The following is an 18,944-nucleotide window of genomic DNA, read 5'->3' as shown; positions in this document are numbered from 1 at the left end:
GTCGAGGTTTCATTTAACAGACCAAACTTTTACAAACAGAATTGTATAACTTCATGTCTCACAACACATTTGGACATCTATTTAGAGTAACAACCTGGGGCGAAAGCCATGGCATTGCCATTGGTTGTGTTGTTGATGGCTGTCCTCCCGGCATTCACTTCACTACCGAAGAATTGCAACACTGGCTTGATAAACGCAAACCTGGTCAATCTCGTTTTGTGACCCAACGACGCGAAGCCGATGAAGTACGCGTTCTCTCAGGTGTTCTACCGCAGGAAGATGGTTCATTTATCTCAACTGGCACACCTATCTCACTTGAAATTCAAAATACAGATCAACGCTCAAAAGATTATTCTGAAATTTCGAAACGGTATCGCCCTGGCCATGCAGATTACACCTATGATGAGAAGTATGGCTTACGTGATTATCGGGGTGGTGGACGTTCATCAGCCCGAGAAACAGCAACTCGCGTAGCTGCTGGTGGCCTTGCGCGTCGCGTCGTTCCCAATCTTAGTGTTCGCGCAGCACTTGTCCAGATTGGCGACAAAGCCATTAATCGCGATAATTGGGATTGGTCTGAAGTTGACAACAATCCTTTTTTTGCACCTGATAAAGATATCGTCCCCATATGGGAAGAATATCTAGATGATATTCGTAAAAAAGGATCATCTGTCGGTGCAATTATTGAAGTTGTCGCAGAAAATGTCCCTGTCGGACTTGGCGCCCCCATTTACGCAAAACTTGATACCGATATCGCGGCAAATCTAATGTCCATCAACGCGGTGAAAGGCGTTGAAATTGGAAATGGTTTTGAAGCAGCAAGAATAACTGGCGAAGAAAATGCCGATGAAATGCGCATCGGAGAGAATGGCAAGCCTGAATTTTTGTCTAATAATGCTGGTGGAATTTTAGGCGGAATTTCAACGGGTATGCCTGTTGTTGCTCGCTTTGCAGTCAAACCAACATCATCAATCTTATCGACACGAAAAAGCATAGACAAAGACGGTAATGAAGTTGATGTTCGCACCAAAGGACGACATGATCCGTGCGTTGGCATCCGCGCTGTGCCAATTGGAGAAGCCATGGTTGCATGTGCGATTGCAGATCATTACTTACGAGATCGAGGCCAAACTGGTCGACTTAACGGCAATCTAGAACTTTAGATTAGAAGATAGGAATAAGCGTTCAATGTCATATGATCAAACTCGAGTCGTCGAAGCTATCCGTGCAATTGAAAGTGGAGAGATGGTTGTTGTTACAGATGATAATGACCGCGAGAATGAGGGTGACCTCATTATGGCTGCCGTCCATTGTACACCGGAAAATATGGGTTTCATTGTTCGCCACACATCGGGTATTGTCTGCACGCCTATGCCGCGCTCGGAAGCTAAACGGCTCAACCTGAATGCAATGGTCGCTGAGAATGATGCACCGCATTCGACGGCTTTTACTGTTTCTGTTGATTATAAACATGGGACAACGACAGGAATTTCTGCTGAGGATCGCACATTAACGGTAAGAAATTTGGCAAACCCGAACTCTGGTGCCGTAGATTTCGTCCGACCGGGTCACATTTTTCCGCTTGTCGCGCGAGAAGGTGGCGTTCTCATGCGTTCCGGACACACCGAAGCCGCTGTTGATCTATGCAAACTGGCAGATCTGCCACCGGTCGGAGTTATTTGCGAACTCGTTAATGATGACGGCTCTGTTATGCGCGGCGTACAAGTTAGTGATTTTGCTGCAAAAAATGGACTAAAAGAAGTATCTGTTGCGGATCTAATTGCCTACCGCCAAAGACAAGAAACGCTTATTGTTCGCAATGAAAGCTTTACAATAGAAACAGCGAACGGTCCGGCAACAGCACATTCTTATTCTTTGCCGTGGGACCCAATGCAACATCTGGCTGTTGTCTTTGGCGACATTCGCGATGGTGTGGATATACCTGTCAGACTACATCTTGAATCTGTTGCAGAAGATGTATTTGGAGGAAAGCCACCTCTTCAAGACATCATGAAGAAAATTTCTGAGCATGATCGCGGGATCGTAGTTTATCTTCGTGAAGGTTCAGTTGGTGTTGGTAAAGAAGCATCGCGGAGACTGGAAGTTTCCGGTGAAGAAGCCCACGCAGAAGCGCAAAGCCGCGAAGAAGAATGGCTTGAAATTGGCCTTGGCGCACAAATCTTAAAAGATCTTGGCACAACGTCTATTCGCCTGCTAGCATCAAAAGAACGGCATTATGTCGGTTTAGAGGGATTTGGTATTAAGATTTCTGAAACTGAAATTGTCGAAACTTAATATTGGTCGCATATGGAATTATATGGCTCAACGCGTATGGATAAGGTTGTATGACAACTGAACTTTTCAAAAATCCAATTTGCCTTGAGCATATTGTCCCCGTCGGCCATCCCGAACGCCCTGATCGATTGCGTGCACTTGAACAGCTTTTTGAACATGAAAACTTTCAAACTCTTGTCACTTGCGAGGCAAAGGCGGCGTCTCCAGACGCTGTATTACTGGCACATCCAGAGCATCATTTAAAAAAAGTTCAGAATGCAGTTCCAGAAACCGGTATCATTAAAATAGACGGCGAGACTACCATGTCACCGTTTAGCTATGAAGCTGCCCTCACCGCAATTGGTGGTGCGATGAAAGCGGTTGATGACGTTTTTGAACAGAAGACGGATAACGCATTTGTTGCAACGCGTCCACCGGGCCATCACGCGGAGCGTGATACTGCCATGGGGTTTTGCCTATTCAATCAAGTCGCGATTGCCGCTCGTCATGCACAACAAAAACATGGTGCCGAACGCGTTGCTATTGTAGATTTTGATGTTCACCATGGGAATGGAACTCAAGATATTTTCTATGATGATGCGAGCGTCATATATTGTTCGACACACCAAATGCCGCTTTTTCCGGGAACAGGTGCAAAAGGCGAGACAGGTAAAGGTAATATAACCAACGCTCCGCTGTCAGCCAATGATGGGAGCGATCATTTCCGTGAAGCGTTTAAGACGCGCATATTGCCAGCATTAGAAGAAGCAGGTGCGGATCTTATCTTGATTTCTGCTGGATTTGATGCACATCACCGCGATCCACTGGCGCAAATTAATCTTGTTGCCGATGATTTTGACTGGGCTACAGGGAAAATCATGGATATAGCTGAAAAAACTGCCAATAATCGTCTCGTCAGCGTGCTTGAAGGGGGGTATGATCTTCTCGGTCTTGCCGAGTCGGCAGGGGCACACATCTATCGTTTGATGAGAGGTTGATATGAGCGAAAATAATTCAGACATCGAACAGATGAGTTTTGAACAAGCCGTCTCTGAACTTGAGAACATTGTCACCAAACTTGAGAGCGGCAATGTTGAGCTTGAGAAATCAATCGAGATTTACGAACGCGGTGAAGCTTTAAAAAAGCACAGCAAGAAGCTACTTGATGCTGCGGAAAAACGAATTGAAAAAATTCGACTTGATAAATCTGGCGCACCGCAGGGTACAGAGCCTTTGGATGCTGAATAATCAATAAAAGGCCTCTTTTACTCCCCTTTTTGTTGTTAATCTGGGTTCGTAAGCTGATTTGACGCAACGTTCATCTATGAATTCCTATTTACAGAACAAGGCTGAACCTTTAGGCCTTATCTAGATGTGAGGAATATTTGTGAAACAACCGCCTAAAACACCACTTCTGGATAAAGTTCTCGAACCCGATGACCTTGAGCACATTGAAGATGCTGATCTTCCGCAACTGGCTGAAGAGCTTCGCGCTGAAATGATCGACGCCGTTTCCCAAACGGGTGGGCACCTTGGGGCAGGTCTCGGCGTTGTTGAGCTAACGTTGGCAATTCATAAAGTTTTTAACACACCGCATGATCGTTTGATTTTTGATGTCGGGCACCAATGCTATCCACATAAAATTCTAACAGGTCGTCGTGATCGTATCCGCACGCTTCGTCAGGAAGAAGGTTTATCGGGATTTACCAAACGTGCTGAAAGTGAATATGATCCGTTTGGCGCAGCCCACTCATCAACATCTATTTCTGCGGGCCTCGGCATGGCGGTCGCAAGTGAAATTCAGGACGATCCACGCAATGTAATTGCCGTCATCGGTGACGGTTCTATGAGCGCCGGTATGGCCTATGAAGCATTAAACAATGCGGGTTCATTAGATGCTCGTCTCATTGTCATTCTTAATGATAACGACATGTCGATTGCCCAACCCACAGGTGCCATGAGTGCGTACCTCGCCCGCCTCGCGTCAGGCCGTGCTTATTTGGGCATGCGCGATATCGGTAAAAAAATGACCGCCTATCTTGGACAAACGATCGATCGTGCTATCACACGAGCTGTTGAACATGCGCGTGGCTATGTCACCGGTGGTACAATGTTCGAAGAGCTTGGCTTTTATCATATAGGTCCAATTGACGGGCATAACCTGGAACATCTTCTTCCTGTTTTGCGTAATGTTCGGGATCATTCAAATGGGCCAGTCATTATTCATGTTATGACACAAAAAGGCAAAGGCTACGCACCTGCCGAGGCAGCAAGTGATAAATATCATGGCGTCAGCAAATTTGATGTCATAACTGGGACACAAAGCAAGTCGATACCAAATGCACCATCCTACACCAGCGTATTTGCAAAATCACTCGTGCAAGAAGGTGGGATTGATGAAAAGATCGTCGCCGTTACTGCAGCAATGCCATCTGGTACAGGCTTGGACAAATTTCTTGCTGAATATCCGTCACGTTGTTTTGATGTGGGCATCGCCGAACAGCATGCTGTGACATTTGCGGCCGGCATGGCAAGCGAAGGTTTAAAGCCTTTCGTTGCACTTTATTCAACCTTCTTGCAACGCGCTTATGACCAAGTCGTGCATGACGTAGCGATCCAAAACCTACCAGTGCGCTTTCCTATTGACCGCGCTGGATTTGTTGGTGCAGACGGCCCAACTCACGCAGGTAGCTTTGATACAACTTACCTTGCAACGCTTCCCAACATGGTTGTCATGGCAGCGAGTGACGAAGCAGAGCTTATGCATATGACGCGTACCGCTGCGGAATATGATGAAGGTCCGATCTCATTCCGCTTTCCGCGTGGCGAGGGCGTTGGTGTGGAAATGCCTGATCGTGGGCAAATTCTTCAAATCGGTAAAGGCCGCGTCGTCAAAGAGGGTACAAAAGTTGCGCTACTATCTTTTGGCACTCGTTTGGCAGATTGCGTATTGGCAGCTGAAGATTTAGATGCAGCCGGACTATCAACAACTGTAGTCGACGCACGGTTTGCAAAACCTTTGGACCATGACCTTATTCGCAGGCTTGCAAAAGAACACGAAGTTTTAATTACAATCGAAGAAGGAGCTGTTGGCGGCTTCGGCTCACATGTGTCGCATTTCCTATCTCATGAAGGCTTGCTCGATCACGGTCTTAAATTCCGTCCCCTTGTTATGCCTGATATCTATATGGACCAAGCTAAGCCTGAAGATATGTATCTCAAAGCAGGTCTTGATCGTGCGGGTATCATAGATACCGCCTTTAAAGCATTGGGTGCAGAGCGGAAAATTCTGCCGCTCTCTGGAGCTTAATACCGCCTCATAAGAGGAAGCGTCATGCGACTTGATCAAAGACTTGTCGAACTCGGTTATTATCAAACGCGCGCACGGGCAAGCGATGCTATTTCTCGCGGTGCGGTGTCCATAAACGGAAATACGGCAAAAAAAGCAGGACAGAAAGTTGGCAACGATGCCGATATCAACGTTGATGATCCCGCAAGCACATATGTATCCCGAGCAGCGCTTAAACTAAAAGCTGGCCTTGAATATTATGGCTTTGACGTTGCAGACAAAACAGCGATTGATATCGGGGCATCTACAGGTGGCTTTACGCAAGTGCTCCTGGAACAAGATGCAAAACACGTCATTGCTGTCGATGTCGGACATAACCAACTGCACGCATCATTAGTTAATCACCCGTCTATTACACAATATGATGGGCTCAACGCGCGTGAACTTGGTATTGAACACCTTACTGGGCATCAGATAGATATTGTGGTCAGCGACGTGAGTTTTATATCTTTAAAACTGGCACTGCCGCCTGCCCTATCTCTAGCCAAGAGTGGAGCCGTCGCAATTTTGCTCATCAAACCACAATTTGAGGCTGGAAAAGATGCAATTGGAAAGGGTGGACTTCTAAAAGACCCCACCTTGGCGGAGAAAATAGCAGAAGATTTACGTCTGTGGCTTGACGCGCAGCCCAATTGGTCTGCATTAGACGTTATCCCGTCTCCCATTTTAGGTGGAGATGGTAATAGAGAGTTTCTTATCGGGGGCGTCAAAATTTGACTACAGTAGAACTTACAATTGATCACCTGGGCGTTCGTGGTGACGGAATTGCGCAAAATGATCAAGGTCCAATCTACATCCCATTTACACTTAAAGGGGAACATGTATCGGCAAATGTTTCAAATTCTCGCGGCGACGTATTGCAAATACTGGATGCAAGTCCATCACGTGTAACTCCTATCTGCAAGCATTTTGGTGAATGTGGTGGATGCGCAACCCAACATATGAATGCAGAAACTTACTCAGACTGGAAGCTAAGCATTGTAAAGGATGCACTCCAAAAAGCTGACATCGACACACCAATTGAAATGATAAGCGATTGCCAGGTGGGTGAACGACGACGTGTTACTCTGACAGCTAATAAGACAAATAAAGGTACAGAGCTGGGATATCACAAGGCCGCAAGCAATCATCTTATTGCGATTGAAGAATGCCCTGTTGCCTCAAGAAGAATTGTCGACCACCTATCCCACATTAATGATGTTGCACGAATACTTACACTTCATTCAAAACCAGCACATTTAACGATCACCTCTTTGGATAATGGTCTCGATATTGCCGTTTCAGCTGAAACAAGAATTGGCGAGAGTGAGATTCAAGCTGTCATCAAGAAGGTAGTTGCAGGTAGGGTAATCAAAAGACTTGCCTTCAATGATCAAACTTTAGTTGAAACCGAAGCACTCACCACAAGTTTCGGCGATATTACGGTATACCCTCCATCCGGTTCATTTTTGCAAGCCAGCAAACGCGCCGAATTGTTGATGGTGGATATCGTAAGCAAACATCTTAAAAGCTCGAAAAAGGTCGCTGATCTGTTTTCTGGCTGCGGCACATTTACTTTTCCATTGGCGAAAAAGAGTCAGGTACATGCGGTAGAGATGAGCGGAGCCGCGCTCAATACAATTGACAATGCATTTCGAATTCAACAAGGCCTAAAACAAATCACAACCGAACGACGTGATCTAGCCCGCCGCCCGCTCATGCGAGATGAATTGAAGCACTTCCAAGGTGTTGTATTTGATCCACCGCGCGCTGGTGCCGAAACACAGGCCAAACAACTCGCGCGTTCGGTTGTGAAGAAGATCGCAGCAGTATCATGCAATCCTATTACGCTGGCACGCGACCTGACAATCTTGACAGGCGGGGGATTTAAAATCAAATCAATTACTGCAATTGACCAATTTCTATTCTCCGCGCATGTGGAGGTCGTGGCATTGTTAGAGCGCAAATAATGGCACGCATTCTATCGCTAACTGATAATAAAAACAGCGCACTGCAAAAAGCTATCGAGCTCCTGCAACGTGGCAAGCCAATTGCCATGCCGACTGAAACCGTCTACGGGCTTGCGGCAGATGCAACAAACCCTGAGGCCATCACATCGATATATGAAACCAAGGGTCGACCACAATTCAACCCACTCATCTGCCATATGTCGGATCTTATCATGGCGAAGAGATATGCCGAATTTGATGCTCTTTCGCTTAAGTTGGCCAAAACTTTCTGGCCGGGTGCGCTCACTATCATATTAACACTTAAAGCAGACAGCGGCATTCACAAACTTGCAACAGCTGGTCTTGATACTGTTGGCATTCGTGTTCCCAAAGGTTCTGCATCAAAACTGATCGCTAAATTTGGAAAACCATTGGCAGCGCCGAGCGCAAATTCTTCCGGTAAAATAAGCCCAACAACTGCACAGCACGTGCAGGATGATCTGGGACAAAAAATAGAACTTATCCTCGATCAAGGGGCATGCGAACTTGGTGTTGAATCCACAATTATCAAAGTTATGGGGGATGATGTATATCTTTTGCGTCCGGGGGGTATTTCTGCAACCGATATAGAAAATGTCGTCGGTAAACCCCTGATGCGCTTAGACGAGAATGTAGACATAGAGGCTCCCGGGATGCTCCAATCACATTATGCTCCGAATGCTAAGATGCGATTGAACGTGAACGCTGTATCACCCGAAGACGTGCTCATTACATTTGGTGACGTGAAAATCATAGATGCTGATGTTGCGCGTGCGCAATTCAACCTCAGCACCTCGGGCAATTTAAAAGAAGCAGCACACAATCTGTTTGATATGATGATCATGGCTGATAAAGTCGAGGCGGATATGATAGCTGTTGCCCCAATCCCGAATGATGGATTGGGCGAAGCCATCAATGACCGTTTAAAACGTGCTGCGGCACCACGAGATTAGAAAACCAAAGCTAATGGAACTTTCATCTGAACTGATCGAACAATTTCGCGATATTGTTGGTGTAAATAATGCTGTAACCAATCAGGATGATATCGCACCACACTTGGTTGAGAACCGCGGTCTATATCATGGCAATTCGCCGCTTTTACTCAAGCCCGGCTCAACAGTTGAGGTTAGCGCGATAGTGAAGCTTGCAAACGAACACAAAATTTCCGTCGTTCCGCAAGGTGGCAATACTGGCCTTGTCGGTGGGCAAGTTCCTGATGGCGACATAATCATCTCACTTTCGCGCATGAATAAAATCCGCGAAGTTGATGTTTTAGGCAGTGTCATGGTGGTTGAAGCGGGAACTGTTCTTGCCAACGCACAAGCTGCAGCAGAAGAACACGATCTTCTTTTCCCACTTTCGCTTGGCTCAGAAGGCACATGTCAAATCGGGGGCAATCTTTCCTCCAATGCGGGTGGCACAGGCGTATTAGCCTACGGTAATTCTCGTGAATTGTGCATGGGGCTGGAAGTTGTTCTACCCAATGGGAAAATTTGGAATGGGCTAAGGCGTCTTAAGAAGGACAACACCGGCTATGATCTGCGTGATCTTTTTATTGGGGCCGAAGGCACATTAGGCATTATCACGGCCGCCGTTTTAAAACTTGTTCCGCAACCTATTGGCCGCGAGGTTATGTATGTCGGTCTTGATAGTCCATCAGCAGCACTGGAATTGTTTAATATTGCGCGTAGACTTTGCGGTCCATCACTGACGGGCTTTGAACTTATGCCGCGTTTTGGTGTTGAAATTACCATCAAACATATAGATGGTTGCCGAGATCCACTTAGCGATCCTCACCCTTGGTATGTGCTGGTTGAGATATCATCCGGCCAATCAGAAAAAGCTGCACGTGATCTTGCAGAAGCTTTTTTTATGGAGGGCTATGAGAAAGGCTTTGCTAAAGACGGTGCAATGGCGGAAAGCGAGGGCCAAAAACAAGCTTTTTGGAATATGCGCGAGTCTATGTCGGAGGCTCAGAAGCCAGAAGGTGGCTCAATCAAACATGATGTTTCAGTTCCGATTGCAAAGGTTCCTGATTTTTTAGAAACAGCCTCCGATGCAGTCTCTAAATATATGTCAGGAATCCGAATTTGTGCCTTTGGCCACATGGGTGACGGTAACATTCACTATAATATTTCTCAGCCTGTTAACGCGGACAAACAAGAATTTTTGTCTCATTGGGCAGCTATGAATAAGATCGTTCACGATATTGTTCTGCAAATGAACGGCTCAATTTCAGCCGAACACGGTATTGGACAGCTTAAAAGAGACGAACTTGCGGCGATACGCGCGCCCATCGAAATCGAGCTAATGCAGGGCATTAAGCGCACTTTTGACCCCAACGGCATTATGAATCCGAACAAGGTTTTGCAGCGTTAATATAGTCCTGCCTCATAAAGTAAATAAAAGTCTAAGCCCTTGGTTTACTTTTGATAACCATCTTGAAAACTCAGAATTTCTTAACCTTGAAATTTAAGTGGTCTCAAACTGCTCTCATGTAAATTGCATATCAACGAGAGAGCAAAAGCTCCAGTTAATGAGAAGATCCGAAAACGGGCGCTCAAGAGTTTAAGAGGCGAATATAATGGCGACGACTATAAGAAAGCCCGAATGGGCTAGTTTTGATTTTAGAATTTTGCCGGGACAATTCCCGCACCGTTTCAGCTTTAAATCGGCTGGCTCGAAGAAAGACATCCACGTTACATTAAGTGAACGTGGCGCTGTGATAGATAGAATATTGGAAAAGTCAGATCTGCCCATCTCTGTCGCACTTCCAACAACACAGTTTAGAGGTATTGCCGCTCGCGCAATTGATGATGGTACCGGGCAATCAACAGTTACGCTCGAACTTCACCATGATGATGCGGACCTTTGCATTCCCCTTCTTGTTGATACAGAATTATATAACATAGCTGATGACTGGCGCGCCTGGTCAGAAGCTTACAATATACCGATGCTTTTGGTCGAGGCCGATGGTGTTGCTCGCCCTCTTGATGAAGATATGGCTCGCACAAATGCAGCTCCCGAAGAACGTGCCAAGGCAACTCATACAACAAATGAGCGCCGTAGAAATACATCATCAGCAAAACGCCGCCCACGTTTTCTTCTTCGTCGCAAAACAGGAGATCTGGGTTGTCGCATGCAGATTTCAGGTAGAGAGATCATCGCACGCGCTTAAAGTGTATCAACCTCCCGATACATAAAGCCATAAAAGAGAGCAAAGATTAATTCTTGCTCTCTTTTTTTATGCGCCCATCTAATATTCCAATAAGTGTCGCGCTGACAATAATAAGCAGGACACCAAAATATTGTGAGGGCGCTAGTATTTCTTGGACGATGAAAACAGCTAAGAAGGTTGCAACCAGAGGCTCTATGGTTGTAATGACTGTCGCCGTCGATGCATTAATTCTGGTCAGACCATTCATATAAAGAACATTCATCAGAAGTGTACCAAGCAAACTAACCGCAACGAATGAGCCCCAAACATTTAAATCTCTTGATTGAGATAATTGTTCCAAGCCTTGCCATGTGGATGGGAAAAGCAAAAGCAAGGGTATTGCAAAGGTAAGCGCTGAAAACAGAAGATTTTTCGCGCTTATTGTCCGTAAAGCGATCTTACCCAAAACTGCAAAAATTGCGTACCCAATGGCAGATCCGAAACCAAAGCAAAGGCCGAGAAGCGAAAGTTTTATCTCTTGTCCTTGGGTGTTCAGAACAAATGCAACACCTGCAACAGAACAAAAAACCAGTGCCCATTTAACAAGACCGGATATCTCACCGAGAAAAAAACTGGCCAGAATCATCACCCAAATGGGTGCAGTATATAGAAGTGCTACCGCGAGCGTCACGCCTAGATATTCTGTTGCAATAAAAAACAGCATACTGAAACCAAATACAACAGCGATTGAATGAGGTAGCAATAGTTTCCAATTATCTCTCATAATTGCAAAGCAACCATGAAAAACAACGGGATAGACTGCCAAAAGGACGACACATGTAATTAGCATACGAATAGAAGCAACTTGAAAACCAGAAAAACCTGCATCGAACAAAACGGTGCCAAATGTGCCCAATGTACCTGCAAGCGTTGCGGATGTAGCGACGAATAAGATGCCTAATTTCATTACAGAATGCTCACGATAAAAATAAGCCTGCGAGCAGGCTTAAAAAAATTGCCAATCCAATTTTGCTATTGGACTTAAACAATGCAAGGCACTGATCTCCATCATCAATATCCAACACTCTAATTTGCCAAATAAATAAAATAGAAGCCACGAGCAAACCCAAATAAACCACCGGCCCCACACCTGCGGACATAAATGACAGAGTAAGAAACAAAAGCGTTAGCCCATATAATACCATGAGCCATGATTTAGTTTTATCACCAAACAACCTTGCGGTGGAACGCACTCCAATAAGAGCATCGTCATCTCTATCCTGATGTGCATAGATCGTATCATAGCCAACAGTCCAACAAACTGCGGCAATATAAAGACTAATAGAAGTCCAACTCACTTCTTCAAAAACAGCGGCCCAACCAACAAGGGCACCCCATGAAAATGCAAGACCTAAGACGAACTGGGGCCAGTCGGTAAAGCGTTTTGCAAAAGGGTAAATCGCTACAATTACAAGCGAAGCGATAGACAGAAAAATTGTAAACCAATTGAACTGTAAAACAACCAACGCACCAACTATGACTTGCGCAAATATAAATAATCTCGTCTGTTTACGGCTTATGCGGCCAGCGGGTAATGGCCGAGAGCGAGTGCGTTCAACCTTCGCATCAAGCTTATGATCAACCAAATCATTAAATGTACAGCCAGCACCACGCATGGCAATCGCGCCAACGGTAAAGAGTAAACAATGGAAGACAAGTGCCTGAATGAGTAGATGAAAATCTGGATTAGATTTTACCAAAACGCTTGCTGCGAGCGTAGCGGACCATAAGCAAGGCCACAATAATAGTTGCCACCCTATTGGGCGGTCCCATCGCGCTAACTGCGCATAGGGCCATGCTTTTTGGGGTAATAGTTTATAGACCCAGTTATCAGATGGGGCATCGGCAACTTTGCCACTTGCAAGAGCTTCATCATTCATAGTTTGAGGCCATCTTTTCTAAATAATTCAACCGCGTGATTACCCACATCTATCATATCTTTTCATCAATGGTCAGTGGGTAATTTTAACGCGCTCTTGACCGAAAGCTTTGCAAACTCTAGGCAAGAACAACATCAACACAATACTGGGATCTTGGCTATGAATGTACTCCTCATCGGCTCTGGCGGACGCGAACATGCTCTTGCTTGGAAGATTGCCCAATCACCTCTTTTGACCAAGTTATTTGTGTCTCCCGGAAATCCGGGCATGAACGAACATGGTGAAGCTGTTGCACTAGATGTTAGCGATCACCAGTCAGTCGTTGCCTTTTGCAAGTTACAAGATATCAACCTTGTTGTAATTGGGCCAGAAGGCCCGTTAGTAGACGGTATTACCGATCCACTGGATGCCGCTGGCATCAGCGTTTTTGGCTCCAGTAAGGCGGCCTCCCAACTTGAAGGTTCAAAAGGTTTTACCAAAGACCTTTGCAAGAAATATGCAATTCCAACGGGTGCATATGAACGCTTTAATGATGCTACCTCTGCCAAAGCCTATGCAACGAAACAAGGCGCTCCGATTGTGATCAAAGCGGATGGCTTGGCTGCGGGCAAAGGTGTGACGGTTGCAATGAAAATGGATGAAGCACTTGCCGCTATCGACGATTGCTTTGAAGGAGCCTTTGGCCAAGCTGGTGCGGAAGTCGTTGTCGAAGAATATCTCGACGGCGAAGAGGCAAGCTTTTTTGTTTTATGTGACGGCAAGAATGCGCTGCCCCTCATTGATGCACAAGATCATAAACGTGTTGGCGAAGGTGACACAGGTCCTAATACTGGCGGAATGGGTGCCTATTCTCCTGCCCCTATCATGACCGATGAGATGATCCAGCGTACAATGGATGAAATTATTCAACCTACCATCGACGGTATGGCAAAAGATGGCCATCCTTTTAAGGGCGTGTTTTTTGCGGGCCTTATGATAACTCAAAAGGGCCCTGAACTTATCGAATATAACGTTCGTTTCGGTGATCCAGAATGCCAACTCCTAATGCTGCGCTTACAGAGCGATCTATTACCACTTCTAAAAGCCACAGCCGATGGAACGCTTGCGGGTAAAAAAGCATCATGGGATGATCGTGTTGCGCTAACGGTCGTTATGGCGGCAGATGGTTATCCAACTTCTCCCAAAAAGGGTTCTGTAATTACTGGGCTTGAAAAAATAAACGATCCAGACGTTAAGGTTTTCCATGCTGGTACAGCCATAAAAGAGGGAAAGCTTATCGCAAATGGCGGACGTGTTTTAAACATCACAGCCACCGGTAATAATATTCTCGAAGCACATGAAAAGGCTTATAACGCAGTGTCCTTGATTGATTGGCCTGAAGGTTTTTATCGTAGAGATATAGGCTGGCGCGCCATTGAACGTTTGCAGAAGTAAGGTCGCATTTTGCCAACATGATTAAGTATTAATTTACCACGTCTGCTCACCAAGCTCTAACTTCGCTCTGATATTATCACCGAGAACAATTTTGTTTTCGGTGGATTTTATCATGATCAGGCAACTTGCTATCAGTTTAGTTTTACTCGCTTCCATAGCGTCATACTCACACGCAGACGAGAAGAAACCTTTGCTTGAGACCAATAAAGGGAGCATGATCATATTTGGATGTCCGAAGTGCGAACCAGAGGTTGAAGTTGAGGAAGTCGTGCTGGAGCAAGGTTCTCAAATTTTGGATGTTCGAAAAGTTGGCGAAAACCTAAAAATTTATCGCACCGAAAATTGGCTTGGTGGCAGCCCTGTTTCTTATATTCACATGCCGTCCAATCCAAATGACAAGCGTTTTTCTGCGTTGGTTGAGGGCCCTCTTGATATAACGCCTTTGCCAACACCTCTTGATACAGAAGCAGTTGCCTCAATCGGGGATCAAAAAATGCTGGATACTAATATTATTGGACCTAGAAGAGCTAACTCTGAACAAGACAGCACCGAAGGTTTAGCCGTCTTAAACACGACGGATACAGACCCCGTTATGGCATCGGTAGATGAGACAAAAGAAATTGTACCACAAAAATCAACTGAATTTGATGCAACTACTCTTGAGCTTCGATTAAATTAACTTCGAGCTAGCCTGATATCTTTGAAAAGTCCGCAACAAGCAAAATACTATTTCTAATCTGTGCAAGCAAAGCGAGACGGTTTTTGCGAATGGTTTCATCATCGACATTCACCAAAATATTATCAAAGAAATCATCAATTGGCGCTCTTAGCGCACCAAGCGCTGTCATTGCCGCAGCATAATCTTCCTTATCAAGTGCTAAAGATGAGGTTTTTTGTGCAGCAATCACCGCGCTGTTAAGGTTAGCTTCCGCATCACCCTCAAAGAGTTTTTCATCAATAGCATCGGAAATCACCATGCCCTTTTTCTCTTCGGCAGCTAGTATATTTGTCGCGCGGCGATAACCTGCAAGTAAGTCTTTACCTGCATCACTTTCGACCAAGTCTGCAAGCGCAACAAGCCTGTTGGTTAAAGAAACCAAATCACCAGAATTATCCGTCAGAACTGCATCAATTAGATCGTGTCGAGCACCTTTGTCGCGAAGATAAATTTTTAAACGATCATGGAAAAACGAGAGTAAATCCGGTGTTGTTTTTATAAAACTACGTAAATCAACACGAAGGTGATTTTCAAGAATTATACGGATGACGCCAAGCGCTGCGCGTCGAAGCGCATAAGGGTCCTTTGATCCCGTTGGCTTTTCATCAATTGCCCAAAATCCGACAAGCGTATCGAGTTTATCAGCCAACGCAATCGTAGCAGCGACAGGGTTCGTTGGTACAGCATCTGATGGACCTTGTGGCTTGTAGTGCTCTTCAATGGCAGCAGCAACAGATGGTGTCTCGCCTTGTAATTCAGCATAACGACGGCCCATAAGACCTTGAAGTTCGGTGAACTCAAATACAGCCTCAGTCTGCAAATCAGCCTTTGCCAAATATGCAGCGCGCTTAACTTCAATAACATCCGCTCCAGTTATATTTGCAAGTTGTTCAGCCAGTGCTGCAATACGTTCAACGCGTGCACCTTGAGAACCAATTTTGGCGTGGAACGTCACGTTTAACCAATCCAAACGCGCCATGCGCTGATCAAGAGGCTTCTTCATATCAAGATCAAATTTATCAGCAGAATTTGCAATCTCTGCTAAATCAGGTAGATCCTTCTGATCAGTTTGCCAGAAATAAAGTGCATCTGATAATCTGGCGCGAACAACTTTTCCATTGCCATAGGCAATTTCTTTGCCTCCATCTGCCGCTTCGATGTTTGATATCAGAATAAAGCGGTTTGCAAGCGCCCCGTCTTTGCCACGCAATACAAAGCACTTCTGGTTTGTTTTAATCGTCAGGCGGATGACTTCATCGGGAATTGCCAAAAATTCTTCTTCAAATTCACCCATCAAGACAACGGGCCATTCCACAAGTCCTGAAACTTCATCTAGCAGACCCTCATCTTCGACAAGCTCAAAGCCAGATGCAAAAGCAAGATTTTGCGCATCGGATTTGATGATTTCCTTGCGACGATCAGCATCCAAAATCACTTTGGCTTTTTCCAGTGCCGATACATAATCGTCAAAACGTCTGACTTCAATCGCTTCTGATGCATGGAAACGGTGGCCATATGTTAGGTTACTTGATTTGATACCACTAATTTCAAATTCAATAACTTCTGGCTCTTCTGTTTCTGGACCAAATGTACATATGATACTCTGCAAAGGGCGAACCCATTTTAGCGCGCCAGCACGGCTGGAAGCCTCACCCCAACGCATAGATTTCGGCCAAGGAAAATTTTTAATAATTGCTGGCATAACATCGGCAATAATGTCTTCTGCTTTACGACCGGGTTTCTCAATCACCGCAACATAAAATTCGCCTTTCTTAGGATCTGATTGAACCTGCGCATCCTCAACAGACGACAGTCCCGCTCCACGCAGGAATCCTTCGATAGCTTTTTCAGGGGCATCGACACGTGGGCCTTTGCGTTCTTCGCGAATATCCGCAGACTTTGCCGTTACACCGCGCACATCAAGCGTCAAACGACGAGGCGTCCAATATTCACGTGCGGCTTCATAAGTCAGGCCAGCATCAACAAGCGCATCAGTCACGAGTTTCTTTAAATCGCCAGCTGCTTTACGCTGCATACGAGCAGGAATTTCTTCAGAGCGAAGTTCTAGTAATAAATCAGGCATTTAAGTTAACTCGAAATCTTGTTTGTGTTATGTGCTTTAGGCATTTAAATCTTGGCCAAAGCCAATATCATGACCATCTGGATCTTGAATCCCGAACTCTAATACACCGTAGGGCTTTTCATGCAAGTGATAGTCTATTTCCGCTCCGCTTGCAGTTAGTTCTTCATAGAGTGATTTTGCATCATCCACCCAGAAATAGGCGTTCCACATATCTTCCACGATTTGCCAATTTGGTTCTGTTTTACGATCTTCAGGCTTTTGGCTTAGCATCAGAAAACAGGCATCGCGACGCAAAATTGCGAAATCCGCGGGTTCGCCCCAAAGACGGGCGTCAAACCCAATTTTATCCTGCCAGTAGGCAACACTTTTTTTAAAGTCCGAAACAATAAGGACAGGTGCCTGAGATATGAGCTTTGCTTTTGCCATTACATTCTCGCCGCTGGTTATTTTACCTATGCCAGCATTTAACAAGAGTTCGATCAGATGTCACCCAAAAACAAAACAGCTCCTCTTTCGGCATGAAATTTATAAATTGGATAAGTGCTACTATACGTGCTGATCAAACATAATCGGATTACCATCCGGATCCTCAACGACAAAACTTGCTGGACCAGATGTGTTTTCGTCCACTTCTTCAGCAATTTTGATGCCTTTGGATTTTAACTCTTTCTGGATATCCCGAATATCGGTGTAATCAGGCACCGCTTGCCCATCCGCATCCCAACCGGGGTTAAACGTAAGAATGTTTTTCTCAAACATACCTTGAAACAACCCAATCACACAGGATTGGTTTTTCATAATTGCCCAGCCCTGTTGAGATTGATCGTGGAAAATATCAAAACCAATGTTTTGATAAAACTTAATAGATATCTTTATGTCTTTGACGACAAGACTGGTTGAAAAATTTCCAAGCTTCATGACGAACTCCCATTATCCTTTCTAGACAGGATAATGTTCTTATGAATTTTCGCAAATCAAATAAAAATGAGTCGTTTCGATCTTTGACTTAAGCTTTAACCAATGCACCACCAGCATCGGTCTGCAAGAAAGCTTCACCACACTGGCGGGATAGGTTGCGTACACGCAGTATATAACTCTGACGTTCAGTTACTGAAATCACGCCTCGTGCATCGAGCAGATTAAACACGTGCGATGCTTTGATGCATTGGTCATAAGCTGGCATAACGCATTTGTGCAGATTGCCAGTTTCACCTGGATCGCCAGCCTTAAGAAGTGCTTCGCACTCGCCTTCAGCATCTTCAAAGTGCCTTAGCAACATGGCAGTATTGGCATATTCAAAGTTATAGCGCGAATACTCTTGTTCAGCTTGAAGGAACACCTCGCCATAGGTAACTTTGTCATCACCTTCACGGCCATTGAAATTCAAATCATAAACATTATCAACGCCTTGAACATACATCGCTAAGCGCTCGATACCATAAGTCAACTCGCCAGCAACGGGCGTGCACTCAATACCACAGACCTGCTGAAAATACGTGAATTGCGAGACTTCCATACCATCGCACCAGCACTCCCAACCAAGACCCCAAGCGCCAAGTGTCGGACTTTCCCAATCATCTTCTACAAAGCGCACATCATGAACCAACGGGTCAAGGCCAATAGCCTCAAGCGAGCCAAGATATAATTCCTGCAAGTTGGAAGGGTTTGGCTTTAAGATCACCTGATACTGGTAAAAATGCTGCAAACGGTTTGGGTTTTCGCCATAGCGCCCATCAGTTGGGCGGCGCGATGGTTGAACGTATGCGGCATTCCAAGGTTTGGGACCAAGTGCACGCAACGTTGTTGCCGGGTGGAATGTTCCAGCGCCAACTTCCATATCGTACGGTTGCAAGATCACACAGCCATAATCTGCCCAATAATTATGAAGCGTCAAAATCAGGCCCTGAAAAGAGCGTTTCGGGTCCATATGGTCTTTAGCTGGTGTGGTCATAATCAATCTTAATCAATGAATATTCGTTGTCGCTCATTCGCATGAGCAAGGCTTGCGGTCAAGATGAAAAC

General features: G+C 45.3%; 18 protein-coding genes. 12 read left to right on the top strand and 6 right to left on the bottom strand.

Translation table 11 applies throughout. The features are described from left to right. Positions 1 to 53: 53 nt before the first annotated feature. From aroC to AB2J24_RS13625, 10 genes are all read left to right on the top strand, one after another. A complete protein-coding gene (aroC, locus tag AB2J24_RS13670; RefSeq protein WP_162651966.1) occupies positions 54 to 1,163 on the top strand; it encodes a chorismate synthase in 1,110 nt (369 codons plus the stop codon). Positions 1,164 to 1,188: 25 nt separating this feature from the next. Continuing rightward, positions 1,189 to 2,295: a 3,4-dihydroxy-2-butanone-4-phosphate synthase gene (gene ribB / locus AB2J24_RS13665; RefSeq protein WP_162651967.1), complete on the top strand. Its 1,107-nt coding sequence runs from the start codon at positions 1,189 to 1,191 to the stop codon at positions 2,293 to 2,295. A 50-nt stretch (positions 2,296 to 2,345) separates the two neighbouring features. Next, complete coding sequence (locus AB2J24_RS13660) at positions 2,346 to 3,272, top strand: histone deacetylase family protein (protein ID WP_367385853.1); 927 nt, start codon at positions 2,346 to 2,348, stop codon at positions 3,270 to 3,272. Between the two features lies 1 nt (position 3,273). Then, complete coding sequence (locus AB2J24_RS13655; RefSeq protein ID WP_162651969.1) at positions 3,274 to 3,522, top strand: exodeoxyribonuclease VII small subunit; 249 nt, start codon at positions 3,274 to 3,276, stop codon at positions 3,520 to 3,522. 139 nt (positions 3,523 to 3,661) lie between these two features. Beyond that, the gene (gene dxs / locus AB2J24_RS13650) at positions 3,662 to 5,584 is read left to right on the top strand and encodes a 1-deoxy-D-xylulose-5-phosphate synthase (protein ID WP_367385852.1); all 1,923 of its coding nucleotides are present in this window, start codon (positions 3,662 to 3,664) and stop codon (positions 5,582 to 5,584) included. A 24-nt stretch (positions 5,585 to 5,608) separates the two neighbouring features. Continuing rightward, entirely contained in the window at positions 5,609 to 6,340 is a 732-nt protein-coding gene (locus AB2J24_RS13645) for a TlyA family RNA methyltransferase (protein ID WP_367385851.1), read from the top strand. Then, positions 6,337 to 7,572 (top strand): class I SAM-dependent RNA methyltransferase, encoded by a 1,236-nt coding sequence (locus AB2J24_RS13640; RefSeq protein WP_367385850.1) that lies wholly within the window; start codon positions 6,337 to 6,339, stop codon positions 7,570 to 7,572. The genes AB2J24_RS13645 and AB2J24_RS13640 overlap by 4 nt, the downstream gene beginning before the upstream one ends. Next, positions 7,572 to 8,543: an L-threonylcarbamoyladenylate synthase gene (locus AB2J24_RS13635; RefSeq protein WP_367385849.1), complete on the top strand. Its 972-nt coding sequence runs from the start codon at positions 7,572 to 7,574 to the stop codon at positions 8,541 to 8,543. Before AB2J24_RS13640 ends, AB2J24_RS13635 begins: the two co-directional genes overlap by 1 nt. A 13-nt stretch (positions 8,544 to 8,556) precedes the next feature. Continuing rightward, positions 8,557 to 9,969, top strand: coding sequence for an FAD-binding oxidoreductase (locus AB2J24_RS13630; protein ID WP_367385848.1), 1,413 nt, complete (start codon positions 8,557 to 8,559; stop codon positions 9,967 to 9,969). Positions 9,970 to 10,174: 205 nt separating this feature from the next. Next, entirely contained in the window at positions 10,175 to 10,768 is a 594-nt protein-coding gene (locus AB2J24_RS13625) for a DUF6101 family protein (protein ID WP_367385847.1), read from the top strand. A 46-nt stretch (positions 10,769 to 10,814) separates the two neighbouring features. Here AB2J24_RS13625 and AB2J24_RS13620 read toward each other — a convergent pair whose 3' ends face one another. Then, the gene (locus tag AB2J24_RS13620; protein WP_367385846.1) at positions 10,815 to 11,714 is read right to left on the bottom strand and encodes an EamA family transporter; all 900 of its coding nucleotides are present in this window, start codon (positions 11,712 to 11,714) and stop codon (positions 10,815 to 10,817) included. Positions 11,715 to 11,724: 10 nt separating this feature from the next. Beyond that, complete coding sequence (gene ubiA / locus AB2J24_RS13615) at positions 11,725 to 12,687, bottom strand: 4-hydroxybenzoate octaprenyltransferase (protein WP_367385845.1); 963 nt, start codon at positions 12,685 to 12,687, stop codon at positions 11,725 to 11,727. Positions 12,688 to 12,846: 159 nt separating this feature from the next. Between ubiA and purD the strand changes: the two genes are divergently transcribed. Continuing rightward, on the top strand, positions 12,847 to 14,121 hold the full coding sequence (gene purD, locus AB2J24_RS13610; RefSeq protein ID WP_367385844.1) for a phosphoribosylamine--glycine ligase: 1,275 nt from the start codon (positions 12,847 to 12,849) through the stop codon (positions 14,119 to 14,121). A gap of 112 nt (positions 14,122 to 14,233) precedes the next feature. Further along, positions 14,234 to 14,800: a hypothetical protein gene (locus AB2J24_RS13605; RefSeq protein ID WP_367385843.1), complete on the top strand. Its 567-nt coding sequence runs from the start codon at positions 14,234 to 14,236 to the stop codon at positions 14,798 to 14,800. A gap of 7 nt (positions 14,801 to 14,807) precedes the next feature. Here the strand turns inward: AB2J24_RS13605 and glyS are convergent, their stop codons facing one another. The 4 genes from glyS to AB2J24_RS13585 all read right to left on the bottom strand — a co-directional run bounded on the left by glyS (position 14,808) and on the right by AB2J24_RS13585 (position 18,873). Then, positions 14,808 to 16,922 carry a glycine--tRNA ligase subunit beta gene (gene glyS / locus AB2J24_RS13600; RefSeq protein ID WP_367385842.1) on the bottom strand — a complete coding sequence of 705 codons (2,115 nt, stop codon included), beginning with the start codon at positions 16,920 to 16,922 and terminating at the stop codon, positions 14,808 to 14,810. A 36-nt stretch (positions 16,923 to 16,958) separates the two neighbouring features. Beyond that, the gene (locus tag AB2J24_RS13595) at positions 16,959 to 17,348 is read right to left on the bottom strand and encodes a bleomycin resistance protein (RefSeq protein ID WP_367385841.1); all 390 of its coding nucleotides are present in this window, start codon (positions 17,346 to 17,348) and stop codon (positions 16,959 to 16,961) included. A 120-nt stretch (positions 17,349 to 17,468) separates the two neighbouring features. Further along, positions 17,469 to 17,840, bottom strand: a complete 372-nt coding sequence (locus AB2J24_RS13590) for a VOC family protein (RefSeq protein WP_162651982.1) — start codon at positions 17,838 to 17,840, stop codon at positions 17,469 to 17,471. 88 nt (positions 17,841 to 17,928) lie between these two features. Continuing rightward, complete coding sequence (locus tag AB2J24_RS13585; RefSeq protein WP_367385840.1) at positions 17,929 to 18,873, bottom strand: glycine--tRNA ligase subunit alpha; 945 nt, start codon at positions 18,871 to 18,873, stop codon at positions 17,929 to 17,931. Positions 18,874 to 18,944 lie beyond the last annotated feature (71 nt).

Origin of the sequence: Lentilitoribacter sp. EG35 (assembly GCF_040784015.1) — a bacterium.
Classification (GTDB): domain Bacteria; phylum Pseudomonadota; class Alphaproteobacteria; order Rhizobiales; family Rhizobiaceae; genus Lentilitoribacter.
This window is presented reverse-complemented; position numbering and strand designations above follow the sequence as displayed.

Coding starts and splice junctions, on each gene's coding strand:
- aroC (WP_162651966.1), top strand. CDS start 54: ATGTCTCACAACACATTTGGACATCTATTTAGAGTAACAACCTGGGGC.
- ribB (WP_162651967.1), top strand. CDS start 1,189: ATGTCATATGATCAAACTCGAGTCGTCGAAGCTATCCGTGCAATTGAA.
- AB2J24_RS13660 (WP_367385853.1), top strand. CDS start 2,346: ATGACAACTGAACTTTTCAAAAATCCAATTTGCCTTGAGCATATTGTC.
- AB2J24_RS13655 (WP_162651969.1), top strand. CDS start 3,274: ATGAGCGAAAATAATTCAGACATCGAACAGATGAGTTTTGAACAAGCC.
- AB2J24_RS13645 (WP_367385851.1), top strand. CDS start 5,609: ATGCGACTTGATCAAAGACTTGTCGAACTCGGTTATTATCAAACGCGC.
- AB2J24_RS13635 (WP_367385849.1), top strand. CDS start 7,572: ATGGCACGCATTCTATCGCTAACTGATAATAAAAACAGCGCACTGCAA.
- AB2J24_RS13630 (WP_367385848.1), top strand. CDS start 8,557: ATGGAACTTTCATCTGAACTGATCGAACAATTTCGCGATATTGTTGGT.
- AB2J24_RS13625 (WP_367385847.1), top strand. CDS start 10,175: ATGGCGACGACTATAAGAAAGCCCGAATGGGCTAGTTTTGATTTTAGA.
- AB2J24_RS13620 (WP_367385846.1), bottom strand. CDS start 11,714: ATGAAATTAGGCATCTTATTCGTCGCTACATCCGCAACGCTTGCAGGT.
- ubiA (WP_367385845.1), bottom strand. CDS start 12,687: ATGAATGATGAAGCTCTTGCAAGTGGCAAAGTTGCCGATGCCCCATCT.
- purD (WP_367385844.1), top strand. CDS start 12,847: ATGAATGTACTCCTCATCGGCTCTGGCGGACGCGAACATGCTCTTGCT.
- AB2J24_RS13605 (WP_367385843.1), top strand. CDS start 14,234: ATGATCAGGCAACTTGCTATCAGTTTAGTTTTACTCGCTTCCATAGCG.
- glyS (WP_367385842.1), bottom strand. CDS start 16,922: ATGCCTGATTTATTACTAGAACTTCGCTCTGAAGAAATTCCTGCTCGT.
- AB2J24_RS13595 (WP_367385841.1), bottom strand. CDS start 17,348: ATGGCAAAAGCAAAGCTCATATCTCAGGCACCTGTCCTTATTGTTTCG.
- AB2J24_RS13590 (WP_162651982.1), bottom strand. CDS start 17,840: ATGAAGCTTGGAAATTTTTCAACCAGTCTTGTCGTCAAAGACATAAAG.
- AB2J24_RS13585 (WP_367385840.1), bottom strand. CDS start 18,873: ATGACCACACCAGCTAAAGACCATATGGACCCGAAACGCTCTTTTCAG.